The sequence below is a fragment of the Halioglobus maricola genome, from assembly GCF_009388985.1.
Classification (GTDB): Bacteria; Pseudomonadota; Gammaproteobacteria; order Pseudomonadales; family Halieaceae; genus Halioglobus; species Halioglobus maricola.
Genome location: NZ_CP036422.1, coordinates 336,539 through 351,359 on the forward strand (window position 1 = coordinate 336,539; position 14,821 = coordinate 351,359).

11 protein-coding genes are annotated in these 14,821 nt (G+C 52.9%); 6 read left to right on the plus strand and 5 right to left on the minus strand.

The annotated features are described in order from the left end of the window. Positions 1-17: 17 nt before the first annotated feature. The gene (locus tag EY643_RS01465) at positions 18-1,787 is read left to right on the plus strand and encodes a family 78 glycoside hydrolase catalytic domain (RefSeq protein WP_152660538.1); all 1,770 of its coding nucleotides are present in this window, start codon (positions 18-20) and stop codon (positions 1,785-1,787) included. 143 nt (positions 1,788-1,930) lie between these two features. Here the strand turns inward: EY643_RS01465 and EY643_RS01470 are convergent, their stop codons facing one another. After that, positions 1,931-4,084 carry a tetratricopeptide repeat protein gene (locus EY643_RS01470; protein ID WP_152660539.1) on the minus strand — a complete coding sequence of 718 codons (2,154 nt, stop codon included), beginning with the start codon at positions 4,082-4,084 and terminating at the stop codon, positions 1,931-1,933. Then, the gene (locus EY643_RS01475) at positions 4,074-4,295 is read right to left on the minus strand and encodes a WS/DGAT domain-containing protein (protein ID WP_152660540.1); all 222 of its coding nucleotides are present in this window, start codon (positions 4,293-4,295) and stop codon (positions 4,074-4,076) included. Before EY643_RS01475 ends, EY643_RS01470 begins: the two co-directional genes overlap by 11 nt. Before the next feature lie 200 nt (positions 4,296-4,495). Between EY643_RS01475 and EY643_RS01480 the strand changes: the two genes are divergently transcribed. The 3 genes from EY643_RS01480 to EY643_RS01485 are packed head-to-tail and all read left to right on the plus strand — an operon-like array spanning position 4,496 to position 5,835. Then, complete coding sequence (locus tag EY643_RS01480) at positions 4,496-5,341, plus strand: VOC family protein (RefSeq protein WP_152660541.1); 846 nt, start codon at positions 4,496-4,498, stop codon at positions 5,339-5,341. After that, positions 5,338-5,550, plus strand: a complete 213-nt coding sequence (locus tag EY643_RS19620) for a hypothetical protein (RefSeq protein ID WP_205743122.1) — start codon at positions 5,338-5,340, stop codon at positions 5,548-5,550. Before EY643_RS01480 ends, EY643_RS19620 begins: the two co-directional genes overlap by 4 nt. Positions 5,551-5,583: 33 nt before the next feature. Next, positions 5,584-5,835, plus strand: a complete 252-nt coding sequence (locus EY643_RS01485; RefSeq protein ID WP_205743123.1) for a hypothetical protein — start codon at positions 5,584-5,586, stop codon at positions 5,833-5,835. 66 nt (positions 5,836-5,901) lie between these two features. On the opposite strand, the gene EY643_RS01490 is transcribed toward EY643_RS01485, so the two are convergent. After that, a complete protein-coding gene (locus tag EY643_RS01490; RefSeq protein WP_152660543.1) occupies positions 5,902-6,561 on the minus strand; it encodes a hypothetical protein in 660 nt (219 codons plus the stop codon). 643 nt (positions 6,562-7,204) lie between these two features. Beyond that, on the minus strand, positions 7,205-7,978 hold the full coding sequence (locus EY643_RS01495) for a class I SAM-dependent methyltransferase (protein WP_152660544.1): 774 nt from the start codon (positions 7,976-7,978) through the stop codon (positions 7,205-7,207). A gap of 1,649 nt (positions 7,979-9,627) precedes the next feature. On the opposite strand from EY643_RS01495, the gene EY643_RS01500 reads away from it, so the two are divergent. Both EY643_RS01500 and EY643_RS01505 read left to right on the plus strand, forming a co-directional pair. Continuing rightward, a complete protein-coding gene (locus EY643_RS01500; RefSeq protein WP_170287236.1) occupies positions 9,628-11,646 on the plus strand; it encodes a fibronectin type III domain-containing protein in 2,019 nt (672 codons plus the stop codon). 784 nt (positions 11,647-12,430) lie between these two features. Then, positions 12,431-13,114: an IS6 family transposase gene (locus EY643_RS01505; RefSeq protein ID WP_152660546.1), complete on the plus strand. Its 684-nt coding sequence runs from the start codon at positions 12,431-12,433 to the stop codon at positions 13,112-13,114. A gap of 124 nt (positions 13,115-13,238) precedes the next feature. On the opposite strand, the gene EY643_RS01510 is transcribed toward EY643_RS01505, so the two are convergent. Further along, the gene (locus tag EY643_RS01510; protein ID WP_152660547.1) at positions 13,239-14,570 is read right to left on the minus strand and encodes a hypothetical protein; all 1,332 of its coding nucleotides are present in this window, start codon (positions 14,568-14,570) and stop codon (positions 13,239-13,241) included. Positions 14,571-14,821: the final 251 nt, after the last annotated feature.

The window sequence follows — 14,821 nt, forward strand, 5'->3', positions numbered from 1 at the left end:
CGTTTAGAAGGAAAAACATGCCTACATTACGCTTATTTTTCGCAATACTAATTCTGTGCGGCTCTGGCTCAGCAGTAAAAGCAGCTCCCACTCACTTGGTGGAAGAAAGGGCCGTTAGTATCACACGGCAGGATTCAGGGCGGATTATCGTGGACTTTGGCCGTGTTGCCTTCGGCAATATCAAGCTACTGCCTCCCGAAGGAGCAAAAGGCAAGATCACCGTCCATTTCGGAGAGGCCTTCGCCAACGGTCGGGTCGACCGGGATCCTATCGGTACTGTGCGTTACAACAAAGCAAGGGTCAGGCTTAAAGGCGCTAAACCCATTCTCGTGGCACCGGCGAAGAATTCCCGCAACACCGAGGTCCGGAGCCGAAAACACCCCCCAGCCATTCTGACTCCAGCGGAATGGGGCGTTGTTATGCCCTTTCGTTGGTTAGAGATTGAAGGGTGGGATGGCGAGTTACTTGCAGAGCAGATTGTTCGTCAGTCCGCGTTTTCCAGTACCTGGAACGATCAGGCATCCTCATTCGAATCCTCTGATGAAGTGCTCAATCAAGTATGGGAGCTAAGTCGGTATTCCATCAAGGCCACAACCTTTGCCGGGGTGTACGTTGATGGCGACCGCGAACGAATCCCCTACGAAGCAGACGCCTATCTTAATCAGTTGAGTCACTACGCCACCGATAACGATGTGCAAATGGCCAGGGACACTTTTGATCACCTTATGCAATACGGCACCTGGCCGACCGAGTGGGCACCGCATATGGTTTTTATGGCCTATGCCGATTGGATGCACACCGGCGACCTGCAATGGCTGGCGCCGCGCTACGATTCACTTAGATCGAAACTGCTACTGGAGCGTGCAGGAAAGAACGGGCTGATTACCAGCAATAAGCGTCAAATAGAACGTACCGATATTGTGGACTGGCCAAGGGTGGAGCGTGACGATTATGTCTTTACGGAGGTTAATACTGTTGTCAACGCCTTTCACTTGCGCGTCATGTACCAGATGGCCGAGCTGGCTGATGCGCTTGGGAGAAAAGCCGATGCTGAAAACTTTGGCAACACTGCTAAAGCTAGCCAACAAGTCTTTCAAGAAACACTGTTTAACTCCGAGTCCGGGTTGTATCGTGATGGTATCAGTACGGACCATTCGGCACTGCACGCGAACCTGTTCCCACTGGCCTTTGGTCTCGTGCCCTTGAATCGCCAACGTCATATTGTTGACTGGCTGGTAGAGCGCGGTATGGCTTGCTCGGTCTATGCGGCGCAGTATCTTTTGGAAGGCCTCTTTGAATATGGTGCCGATGACGCAGCGATTGAACTCATGGTGGCTCCCGGTGATCGCAGTTGGCGACATATGGTAGAAAGCGGCACCACCATTACCTGGGAGGCCTGGGATGTTAAGTACAAACCCAATCTCGATTGGAACCATGCCTGGGGTGCAGCCCCAGCGAACTTGTTACCGCGCTTTGTGCTCGGCGCGCAACCCTTAAAACCAGGCTGGGAAAAAGTGCGTATCAAGCCTATGCCGGGAAAACTGGCCAATGCCAAAGGGAAGGTGCCGACACCTCGCGGCCCGATTGTTATCGACTGGGTCGGCGGTGACAACTTTAACTTATCACTCACTCTGCCCGAGAACGTAACAGCTAAAGTGGAGCTCCCTGCGGGACCTGCTTCTGAGGGCGTGTGGATAAATGGGAAGCAAGCCAAAGCTACCGTCGCTGGCGACTACTGGCTTATCGATCAGGAGATAACCAGGTCAGCACAGTTTGAAGTGAAGTGATGGGTCTGGAGTTAACGGCCCGATTTCGGACTATGAGTCAGTGCCTATAGTCTGCAGTCGGGCAGCGGTCGCGAGTGGGGTGCGCACGGCTTTACTGACTATCTCGAAATCAAGGCGGTGGCCGGCGCCGCCTGACATCGGGTTCAGCGGGGCACTGTAATGTGCTCCGGCGCTTCACCGCGCAGGTACCTGTCGTAGGTCGCCTCGTAAGCAGCTTCAATATCCTGGGTGAAGCGCGCTGTATCAAACAGTGGCGCTTTGGCCCCGCGATCTTCCAGCCGCGTTCGAATGTCGCTAAGGCGGTCTGCGTCCCGCGCCAGCTCGAGCGCTAGCTGCTCGTAAGCTTCATCGCTCTCGGTGATGAGCTCATCCAGTCCCACGGCCCTGAGCAGACTGCCTCCCACTCGTGACGCAAATCCCTGACCAAGGCGGGTGATCACCGGCAGCCCTGCCCAAAGGGCATCGCTGGCGGTGGTGTGCGCATTGCAATTGAAGGTGTCCAGGAACAGGTCTGCATGGCAGTGGCGCGATAGATGCTCAGATAGCGGCAGTTTTTCCGAGAAAATCAGCCTGGCTGTATTAATGCCATGACTCTCCGCTGCACGGGTCAGGTTGGTCTTTGCGGTTTCCCCGGGATTCAATAACCAGAGGACACTGTTGTCTACCTGAGATAACAGCCGCATCCAGATATCAAATTCTCTGGAGGAGATCTTGTAATTGCTGTTGAAGCAGCAGAAGACGAATGCGCCTTCCGGCAATCCCAGACTTTCGCGGCTTGGCGGATGAGTGGAGATTTCACGCGTGTTGTCGTTAGCCTGATAGCTATTGGGAAGGCTGATAATTTTTTCACTATAGTGTTTCGCTTGGTGGGCGGGCGTGACAGTCTCGTCGCCGATGATGTAATCCATCTCCGGCATGCCGAGTGTGCCTGGATAGCCAAGATAGCTGATCTGTATCGGTGCTGCGCGGTAGCCAAATATGCCGGGGCGGCAGTTAGCTGTGTACCCCTTCAGATCCACCGCTATGTCGATATTCTCTGCAATTGACAGTTCTGCAATGGTTTGTTCGCTCATATGACGCACATCATGGTATGCATCGACGGCCTTGCGCAGGCGTGTGTTTTGCGGATCGTCATCGACAGGACCGAAAGAGAATGCATGAATTGAGAAGCGTTCCCGATCGTGCCGCTCAAGCATGCCGCCCATGAGATACATGGTTGCATGAGCGTGAAAGTCGGCAGAAAAATAACCGATACGAATCTTCTCAGGCCTTTCCGCTGCTGCTGGAGGTAGCGCTCGAAGTGCTTCAATCTGGCCGTACTGTCGCTGGTAGTATTGAGTGGCGCGGATCAACTGTTGCGCCGGGTCCGGATCGATAGACAACATGCTGAATGGATTGACCTCTTCGCCGGCCAGCCCCAGCGAGCGGTCATGGGCGGTTTCTGGTGCAGACCAATCGCATTGGTAGCGTCGGATATGGAGCGCCTTGGCGCGGGCTTCACCCAGCCCAGGGTCCAGCTTCAGCGCTTCTTGATAGGCTTTCATCGATTTGTCGAAATGTCGTGTCTGGAACTCAGTCTGACCCAGATTGAACCAGATATCTGCATTGCCTGGGTTCAGGTTAATCGCCTGTGTATAGCTCGCCACTGCACTGTGATAGTTGCCAAGATACTGCAGTAAATTGCCCAGATTGTTGTGAGCGCTCGCGTTGCTGGGGTCTATCTCCAGGCTCAACCGATAGTCCTTAACGGCGCCCTCCAGATCGCCCCTGTCTCGCCGTGTGGTTGCCCGCCCCATAAGCGCGCGCGGATTATTCGGCTCCAGTTCTACCGCCCGATCGAAGGCATCAAATGCGTTATCGGCTTGACCAGCGGCCTGCATACTGATGCCCTGATTGCAGAGCGCTTCTGTGTAGGTGGGGAGTAATTGGATCGCCCTTGTATAGGCGGCCACTGCTTCCAGGTGCCTTTGCTGGGCCGCATAGACCACGCCGATAAAATTCAATATCACTGGATCAACGGGGAATTGATCCGCGAGTTGGCGGGCCATTGCCAGGGCCTTTTCGTAGCGGCCTGTCTGGTACATGGCCACCAGTTGCGCCATCTGCTCGCGTGAGGGGGCTGGTCCAGCGGTGCGCAGAGTGCCACCGCTAGTGAGGGCGGCGAGGCCTTTGATTGCCTGCGAGTTCTGGGGAAACTGCTCCAGTATGTCGCGGTAAATTTGCTCTGCGGCCTGCGGATTGCCGCGCTTGATCATGCTGCTCGCCTTGAGCAGCGACTTCTTTACATTAATTGGCATTGCGGCGTTTTCTGGACTTCGCCGCCTTCAGTAGTTCCTTGAACGAAGCGTCAAGACAATCCTGGTAGAAGGCGGAGTCCGGCATCATTTCCCTGGTGGATGTTGCGTTGATCGTGATTTTATCAGAGGAACTGATGACCGCGTGGAACAAACCCATCATATCCAGCAATACACCCAAGCCCATCATTATGTGGCCCCAAGTATAGGACAAATAAACGGCCTGCTGGGAGTAGAGTGCCCGGCTGATTCAGCTTCCCCAAAAGGATACTTTGAAGAAGGTCTCTGGGGGTAGGTTTCGCCAGTTCCGGTGTTATGCCCTATAGTGGATACTACTGGTAACTCCTGGGGGCACAGCGAATGATTCGAATAATATGCGGGCTCGCAATCTTGTTGACTGTGGCAGCCTGTAGTGTGAGCAGTATCAATGTACCCGCGATTAGTAGCGGCAGTGATCGTCTGGCAGGGAAAGTGATCTGGCACGAGTTGTTAACCGACACGCCGGCGGAGACCGAGCGTTTTTACGCACAGCTGCTGGGGTGGGAATTTCGCTCATTGCCGAACGCGAACTTCAACTATCGCATGATTTTCAATGAAGGCCGGCCTATTGGTGGCCTGATCGATCAAACGCAGTTGGCCACGTCGGCGGATATTTCCCAGTGGGTGTCCCTGCTGTCCGTTTATGACATTGCAGCAGCCACTGACGCTGTTGCCAGCGGCGGAGGCACCGTCTACACGCCGCCCACATCGCTGGGCGACCGCGGTGATATTGCAGTTGTCGCCGATAACCAGGGCGTTTTGTTCGCGTTATTGCAAACGCGAACCGGTGATCCGGCCGATGGTGGCGATATACGCCCCGGTGATTTTCTGTGGGATGAGTTATGGGCGGAAGATGCCAGTGCGGCTGCCGCATTTTATGAGCGTCTCGCTCCGTTGAGCGTAAGCTCGACCGAGTTGGACGCCGAGGACACTCGTGTGGACTACAGGGTGCTTTCCAGCCAGGGCCAACGCCGGTTCGGCATCCGTACCAATCCTGTGGCCGAACTGCCTTCGCTGTGGCTGCAATATCTCCGTATCACTGACAAGGCGGCTCTCGAGGAGCTTGTATCTAGAGTGGAATCACTCGGGGGCAAGGTACTGCTGCCAGTCACCGAGCGCCCTTCGCAGGGGCATATGGCAATTATCACAGGGCCGTCCGGCGCTGGTATTGGCCTGCAGACCTGGGATGACAAGAATACATCGAGGGGAGGCGACGCATGAAAAAGGTACTCAACAGGGTTGGTGTTGCTGCGCTGACTAAAGCGCTTGTCGCCAGCGCACTCCTTCTCTCAATGGGGTCGCTGAGCGGGTGCTCAGATCCTCAAGTTTATGGCAGTGTCGGTATTTCCAGTGGCTATAGTTCCTGGGGAGGCCGAGGCTACGGTAGCGGTATTCACACCAGTATTTCCGTGGGTGGGCGCATTCGATAGGCGGCTACGCGCCGTCATTTGGCTAAAGACCCTATGATCGAGAACTGGTTGCGGATTCAGGAAAAGGTGCTGAATGAAACGCGCATCTTCACTCCCATGGAGGTGCTCGACCGTTCTCCCTACAACTCGAGAGAGCACACGTTCTGTGTTATCGACAGTCCCGACCGAGTCAATCTGGTCCCTGTCACAGCGCAGGGAGAGGTCGTAATGATCAGGCAATATCGGCATGAGAGCCAGCAAAGCGCCACCCTGTGGCGGTTTCTGGATCAGTGGAAAGACATATAGCTGTATGTGATTCCTTGTTGGAAAGCGAATCGTATCCCGCGCGGGATGAAACCAAGGCAGAGCAGACTATTGTGTGGCCTGGCCTCTCTTTCTGATGACGTGACGGAGCGCGATAGCCAATAGTGCGAGTGCAGTGAACAGCAGTGTAATAGCCGAAGAGGCGGGTACCGCAACCGGGGTTGGCGCGGGAGCCGGCGGTACCACCGTGGGAATGTCTCGATACAGCCATGCGCCTATGTCCGTAGCGGGGTTGGAATCAGGGACGCCGAAGTTGGTTTCAGCATTGTCCTGAAAGCCGTCGGCCCCATCAATGATGGTGGGTGCGATCGCATTGAAAACTCCGCCCTGAGTCTCACGACATGTGGCAATGATGGAAGTGCCACAACAACCGGTGGATATGAAACCGGCGGCGAAGAAGGCGGGCGCCCACGCCGAGTCGATTTCGGCGATTGCATCTGGTCCCGCGAGCGGCGGTGACACCCCGAACGAATTAAACAGGGCGTTCACGTCATCGACATTGGCCCAGGTATAGCCAGTGACATCGATGGCGCCCAACATACCATTACAGGCGCCGGTATCCGAATCGCAAACGGCGGCAACATCCAGCCATGACAGATTGATAAAGTCCACAGGCTGCAGCCATTCCCTGCCGTCGACCTCCACGGCCCTGGCAGGCATGGAGACGACGAGAGTAATGATTGCCAGTAGGAATACTCTAGAAGACATGTTGGCTCCCTTTGTTTTGATGGCCTCACAATTCGCCGCCCTGGCGCGAGAGATTAGCCTTAGCTGTGTCAGGGAATAGACTAAACGTTACGAATGGGGATTGCCAATGTGCTTGGGAAGAATGTCTCAATAGCTTCGCGTCGAATGGTGCATCATCCCTCGATCGTCTTCGACCTGCCGATTATGAGGAGCTCGCACGGAGCAAAACTCGGTCATTAAGTGGAAGAGAGGTAAGGGTTTTTCCTGGTGGGGTAGGGTAGATGAGTCGAAACCGAACGTCTGCCGAACCTGAATTGGGTCGGTTTTTAAATCGGTGATCCTAAGCCGAAGAATAGCAACTGATTTTCAAAACTGAACTCCGAACCAGGGCCGAAATAGTCAAGCTCAACGATTTTTGGGTGTCCATGTTGCCATTGGCAACCTATTCAACCTGGGTAGGTACCTCGTCCGGGCCGAGCGCTATCGGAAACTCAGAGTTGGTGCGTGCGCAGAATGGGAAAGGGCGGTTGCTTGATTACTATGGACTGGATTTACTCCGTCCCAATCAGTTACTTGCCAGAACCGATTAGGGCAGTCGTCCCACGCGGGCTAGATAGGATTTTTTTCGGTTCTGACTTTTAACTTGTCAGAACCCGATGACGCACTAGCCCTTTTCTGCAACGAAGGACATATGAGCCGCATAAATCAACAAGCGGGTATTTTTTTCCTGAACGGACTCTTTGCTGCATTTGCTTTCAATTGCATCGCCAATCCATGACTTACCGCGAAAAATACCAGGAAATAATTTTTTGTTCTCTGATATGTGTCGCAGTGCCACCGCCATTCCGTCAGCCCCCGGTAACAGACGAGTAACCTCGAAGCCCGCATCGTTCAGTATGGTATACCAACCGTAGGGTGTGAAATTAAAGAGGCTGTAGAAGTGGTAGGGTTCATGTCCGGATACGCTGCCAAAAAAAATTCCTCCCTTTTTCAGTACACGGTAAATTTCGGACAGGAGTTTTTCTGGTTGTCTGACATGTTCGAATACCTGCCTGGAGTAACAATAATCTACCGAGTTACTCTCCAGAGGTATTTCATGCCCATTAAAAAACCGGATTTGATCAACCTTGGGTTTATTGTAGGTGTCAGCGACCTCTAATCCCAGCCAGTTCATGCGGGGAGCTACTTCCTGGAAAATAGCTCTTGAAGCACCTTTTCCACAGCCTATATCAACCACCATGCCATTGGCTGTAGCATCGAGTAACTCAGGAATGAGATCCTCCGCCTCATAAATCCTGACTGTATCCGATGGCACAGCGTGTCCGATTTCCGCAAACAGAGATTTGGTGTTGGCGCCACTGTCGAAGGGTTCTACGTCGAGCGCGTCATATAGCATGGACAAGATTTGTGGAAGAGTTGTCGATTCGCTCAGATCCAAGTGGCTACCCTCATTTCCCGTTTTTCCAAGAAAATTTGTCCTGCCAGTATCGACTAAAGACTCAGTTTTCACAGATTTTCGGTTGGGAGAAGGCAGGATTTTTTGCTCCCAAAGTGCGGAAAATATATTTCGCAATTTCTCTTTGATGATAGCGCTCCCGGCTAGATTTTCTGGCAGTTTATCGAGGTCAGAACAGTCAAATAGATAATAAGCGCCGAAATACTTCCTTGCAACGTAGCGATTACAATCTTCAAAGCTGGAGCCTTTTCGTCGTGAAAGCGGACCTCACCAGCCCCAGCATCCAAGCTGATCAGATTTTGACAGGCATGTCCGTTTTGAGGGGCGGAAGCCAGTGCAGGATTACCCTGTTCTTGGCAGGAAGAAAATGTCTCTTTTGCGTCGAAAGCGGCCCTTAGCTCGTCCGTACTAAGGTACCGGTCCCTACCACGAGGTTCCTTGGGTTTCGTCACTTTTAGGACAGGGTTTTCATCGACCCAGCCCCATTCCTTAACACCCGTTGTGAACGCGTGGGATAGTAGGGCTAGATACCCGACTACTGTCGCTGACTCCGTCTATCCGGAATTACTTGGGTCTCGTACTTGTCCAGAAGCTGAGCTTGGGTTCTTCTCCTTGCTTCAGAGAACATGGGCCGCCGACCTTCGTCGATGGCTGCTTCAACGGACTGCATCCAGCGTTTAGCGTCAGTTTTACGCGCAAAAGTCTGGCTCTGAGCGGGGTGTCCCTTGCGGCGTACTTTTGCCCGATAATGGGGCTTGCCATTCTTTCCTTGGCGACGCTCGATAGTGCCCATCGTTCATCCACATCGTATGGTTGGCAGATCAACGCAGCCCATTTGCACTTTGCCTACAATTGGGCGGTGGAGAAATCGTGATGCTAAATATGGAAGAAATGTTAGAAAAGCGTCCCATTTGTGTCCCATGAGACCCAGTTGTTGCAATCGATTGCAACGTAACTTATTGATAAATATGGTGGGCCCAGAAGGACTTGAACCTTCGACCTGCCGATTATGAGGAGTTGGGAGAGATTGAAACTCGGTCAGTAAGTGGAAGAAGGGTAAGGCCTTTTCTGGGGGCCGGCGCGCATTGTAAACGAAACCGAACGTATGCCGAGCCTGGGTGGTGGCAATACCGAGCAATTTTTCAGTAAGCCGAAGAGTTGTAATGGATTTTCAAAAACCGAACCCCGAACCTCCGCCGCAACCCCCGAAGCCTGCAGTAAGACTTGGAGCCGATTGCGAGATAGTCACAACCGGTCAAATATTCTCGCGACTCAGGCTAGGAGTGATTCTAGAGAGGAACAGGGTGGTAGCCTAATCGCCCCCTCATTATTTAACTGGCCACGATGGGTTAACTTGTCAGAACCCCTTACGCTCTATAACTAAATATCGCATAGTGTGTTTTATCATAGGAGTGGCCTACGTTGGCCTCCAGGGAGTATGTACTGGTTACAAGGACAAGGCGATGAGTGTAGTGAATAGACAGATTGTGGGTGTGTTGGCAGTATTTTTGTTGATGATTTCAAGTCCCGCTTGGTCAGATACCTATGATGTAACATCCGATTCATGTTCCGGGCCTGGGTCATTTCAGGCTGCCGTAGCCGCCGCTAACTCGAGGCCAGGGCCAGACACGGTGTCTTTTCAGACTGACGTCAATGGTGTCCGGGACACCGTTTGTGGCCTGAGCGGCGCCGACCCTGCCGATGCATATATGGCGCGCGTCACGGACGAACTGGTAATTGAAGGCAACGGGTATTCTATTACTGGTGGAAGCCGCTGGATCACACCGGATGGACTTTCAAACGTGATAGGGCTTTGTCCAGCAGACAAAGATGTCCAGGCTACGATTGTAAGCAACCCTGTCGGACTGGTAGCACTGGAAGATAACGTCAAAGTTACTGTTAATGATCTACAATTGCATGGCCTCAGAGCCATTGCCGCACTGCGGGCAGACACAGACCTGACCCTCAACAGGGTTACGGCTCAACGGACCATCGATTTCTATCGCTTCTGCGACACCGGTGCAATCTTCCTGGTCTCAGGCGAAAACCAGAACGTCACAATCAATGATTCAGTCTTCGAGGAAGCATGGAATGACGGTCTGGTAGTGCAGGGTCGACCGGACGGAAACCAATTCTGGGGTAATGCATTTATAGCCGGGTTTAGCTCTGCCGGAACGCTTTCAATTTCAAATTCATGGTTTGGAAATTTTGCCGGTATTCCGGTCATAGACTGGGATGGAGCAGTCAATATTCAAACCACCGAATTTAAAGACACCGGATTCATGAATATCCGCGGCGGAACTGCCACCATTGTCAACTCTCTAATCATGGGCGATGCAGCTGGTCAGGGCCTTCATCAACGGATTATGGCATCGGATGGTGGCTCTATTACGCTGGAGGCCAGCACCGTCGCTGTGAGTCTGTTGGATTGCCAGACGGTTTGCCAAAGTACCACGGGGCCTGGCCTGATCATTGCGACCAATAATGCAAGCATCGAGTTGAAGGCAAGCGCTATCAGTGTCGGTATCCCCGATATCCCTGATGTGCTTATCAGGGAGGCCACTGGAGGCAACGTCACCGCGACGGCTGCACCAAACCCAAACTGGGTGCAACCAGTTACGCCACAGGACGCTGCAGCATTGAAAGCGATTCTCGACCAACCGGCCTTACTGACCGATGCGCCGGGGCTGCCCAACAAGTTTGCCGCTGCATTTTTCTATGAAGCGGCTACGCCGCTGGCAGATGACGGTGGCGGTACCCCCGGGCTTCTCATCGATGCGGTCACAGGCGCCGACAGCGGCAATGAATTGCTTAGTCCGATTGACGGCGTCAGCCCGATCACCGAGGACATCTTCGGCAACCCCCGCACCGAAGCTGCTGGAACGGTGCGTAACATTGGCGCTGTTCAACTGGGCCTGGCACCCACGCTTCACCTGACAGCAACGGGTGATGCACTGGTTGACCTTAACTGGACCCGTCCCACAGATCCTGGCAGCGGCGCCATCACAAGTTATGAGGTCTGCTTTGGTACCGGCACCGTGCCAGATCCGTCAGCGCTTGGTTCAGACTGTGAAGACGGGGGCGGCAACCCTGGTACAGTGCAAACGATTTCCAACGCACCTGACAACCTCACTGGACAAGTGACTGCCCTGGTCAACGGCGAAACCTATTGGTTCTTACTGCGCGGCGCTAACGCTGTGGGCGGAGGCCCATGGAGTAATCCTGTCATAGGCACGTCCTACGGTGTGATCGGTACACCTTCTTTGACCGTCACATCGACGAGTTGCAGTGCAGTCTTGCTGGAGTGGACACAACCTGATTTGGGTGGGCACACGTTCGCCGGGTACACCGTAAGTTGGGGGCTGGGGGGCTCGGGTACTGCGACTGGCACCATTTTTATTCCGGACTACAACACACTTTCTACCACTATCAGCGGCCTTAATTGCAACACGAATTATTCCTTTGCAGTGACTGCAAGCACTGTTGATGGCTCTGCGGGAAGCTCCGGTACTGGCACCGTGCTGACGCCACCAGCATCACCGGTTCCTGCACTTGGTATGCGGGGGTCGATCCTCTTGGCCCTGGTTATGCTCGGAATCAGTATGGCTGGGGTGAGGCGTTTTCACTGCTTGAAGGTCGAGGGCCCATAGAAGGAACAACACAGGTACTTCAAAGTGTGTAAGCCTATGTTGATGACCTCGATCGGTGAATGCCCGTCCCCCGTTTATTGGGTAGAGCCGTCGACCACACACCCACCGACTCCAGTACATGAGTCACCACCTATAGTCGGATGCTCTAAGCAGTTATAACGCTATGATTTATAAGAAAAATGGTGGGCCCAGAAGGATTTGAACCTTCGACCTGCCGATTATGAGTAGCCGGGAGAGGGCCGAGCTACCCCAGTAAGCTGAAGAAAGTTAAAAGATTTCTGCACGTGAGCAGGGCAGGGAGGCCGAGACTGAACCTATGCCGAACATTGGGTGGGCCGGTTTGTAGGGCCGGTGCCAGTAAGTGGAAGAAAGGCAAGTACGTTCCCAGACCGAACTTCCGAACCAGGGCCGAACTGAGAATGCCCCGCCTTTCCTGGGTTCTAAGGGGCGATATTTTCAATCCGTGGAGTATCACGCCGAATCGAACTATTCTAATAGCCTTCCTTGTACGAGATACCCCTTCGTTAGATGCGAATCGAAGATATACGAGCTCATGTTGCAAGATCCCCCTGGTTTGAGGATCTGCCAGCGGAAGCCATTGAACGATTATCTGCTGCTGCAAGTGTAGAGAATTTCCCTGTAGACAGTCGCCTGTACGTACAGGGAGAACCGACCACGAAGATCTACTGCATTGTGAGTGGTCGGGTGAGACTATCATTATCCAGTGCTTCCGGGCACGAAGGTACTGCCAAGTTAAGCCAGTGATTTGGGCTAGTATCAGCCTATGAAGACCTACAAGCGACACCGATTCCCGCCAGATATCATTTCCTATGCTGTCTGGCTCTACTACAGATTCAACCTGAGCCACCGGGATATCGAAGATCTACTCGCCGAGCGGGGCATCATCGTCACTCGAGAATCGATCCGTCTTTGGTGCATCAAATTTGGAGCAATCTATGCTCGTCGCCTGAAGAGAAATCATCGAGGCTACGGCGATACCTTCTACATTGATGAAGTCTTTGTGAAGATCAGCGGCAAGCAGCACTATTTGTGGCGTGCTGTGGATCAGGATGGAGAAGTTGTGGATGTGTACCTACAGTCGAAGCAGGACGGGGCAGCTGCTAAGAGGTTCTTCAGGCGGTTGCTACGTAATTACGGCGGGGAGCCCAGAAAGATCGTCACAGACAAGCTCCGTAGCTATCCAGTCGCCCATCGCGAGGTCATCCCTGACACGATCCATGTGACAGATCAGTATGCGAATAATCGGGCCGAACAGTCTCACGAATCGACCAGGGTCAGTGAGCGAGGGATGAGGCGGTTCAAGTCGATGGCCCAAGCTCAACGGTTTGTGATTATCCATGCCGCTGTTCAGAATCTGTTCAATCTGGGGCGCCACCTAGTCAGGGCTGAGCATTATCGGTATCTGAGGTTCAGTGCGTTCAGTGAATGGAGTCGGGCGGTGGCATGAGAACCAAGGACTGATTTTCTATCGAATCAATGATTTAACTTGTCAGTACCCTCCGTACAATTTGCCTCCGGTATTTTGCTACCTAAAAGCATATGAGCTTTGTCCCCGTGAATAGTGTGGCCAATTAATTTTGCACGCCCGACCTCGCGGATAGATAGGTCAGCACTTCGTCCGATGCGTGTAGGAACGCAGATACCATGAGAGCTTGATCGATGAGTTTTGGGTCCGTGTGAAGGAAGAGCTGAACTTCACCATCGTAGTTAGACCAGGCGAACTTGGTGCGCTCATAGGGCACCATCGGAACGCGCAGCGTGTGTCCAATAAGCTTTGCTCCATCCACAAAGAGAGTATCGTCTGCTAGTGGAAAATAGTTGGAAATGAAGTCTGGCATAGCCATTCGCCGCAAGGTCGGCTCAAATATGGGAATACGTCTGGCAAATCTCATAAGACTGCCCGCTGTGTCATAGGAGCTGGCCGTTGGCTGAAGGTTGAGTATGCGCATGTGCATTGCATCAACCGGTTCTAGCGGGAATACGAAGGGGAACGCTTTGATTGCACGGTTGTTGCCTTCATCCATCGATAGTGAGCTTGTCCTTAAGCTGATGGGGCTGATTAAAGGCCGAGGAAGTTGATTATCGTTTTTTTCTTCGTATATCGTTGTGGCTCTTAAAGCAATAAAAGAGAAGATGTCACTCATGGGCAGTTTTGCGTCACGCCCTAGCTCAAACAGCTCCCTGTCACCCATTGGTAACTCAAATCTTGATACTTCGTAATCTGTGCCGGAAAACCCTATCGATCTCTCTGAGCCATACAGCTCGGTGAAGGGATTAGGCGCTTGGGGGTCCGCAGATTCGGTGGCAGTGTCAGCCCCAGCGGCGTTGGAAATTTGATAGCCGAACTGAGTTCGCTCACCCGCCTCTAGAAAGAGATGTTTGGCGTGTTTGTTAAACATTCCCTCAAGATCAGATATCACGTGATGCCAGACAAAGATAAGCTGCTTGCGATCCGAGCTGAGAAAGACGCGAAAGAGCGGGAGACCACTTCCCAGTTCTGAGGCTTTTGAAACGGCATGCTCCGCCTGCAATCGTGCCGCTTCAATATCCTCATCAGGGTCGAGTATCCAAAAATTCTTATCCCAATCGACATTTGCTGCCTGCCAGTATGGCAGACCTCGTATTTCAACAACGTTACGTTGAAACATTTTGTATGAGGACGTGAGGTCCTCTAGCCTGTAGCGAATTAAGCCTTCATCCAGAGGCTGATCGAAGTGGTAGTAAACGACACAGGGAGTTAGGCGGTTGTTTGGCGACCCTTGCATCAACCAGAATTGGGCATCACCATCTTCCACCTCGGTAAGGCCCATACTGTCGACACCGCGCTCAATCCAGACTTTGTAGCCGAATAAAGTGATTGCTATCAAACCGAGTGATGCGAGAGCAAAATATTTCTTATGCAAAGTGTTTTCCCAGAGTTTTCGTGAATAACAGAAGTAGGGATGCCGGCAGTTTCGCTAATGGGATATTCGATGCTTGGCAATTCATTCAGTCGTGATTTCATACTTTCCTCTTGCTCTTGATGCAAGCCGACCTGGTCCAGGTAGCTCCGGTCCCATTTTCCATCAGGGTGCAGTATAGTGGGCGGCGGAACATAATTGGGGTCATATTCGGCCAAGTTTCGAATGCGGTTGATCGATGGTAGAGCGCCAGG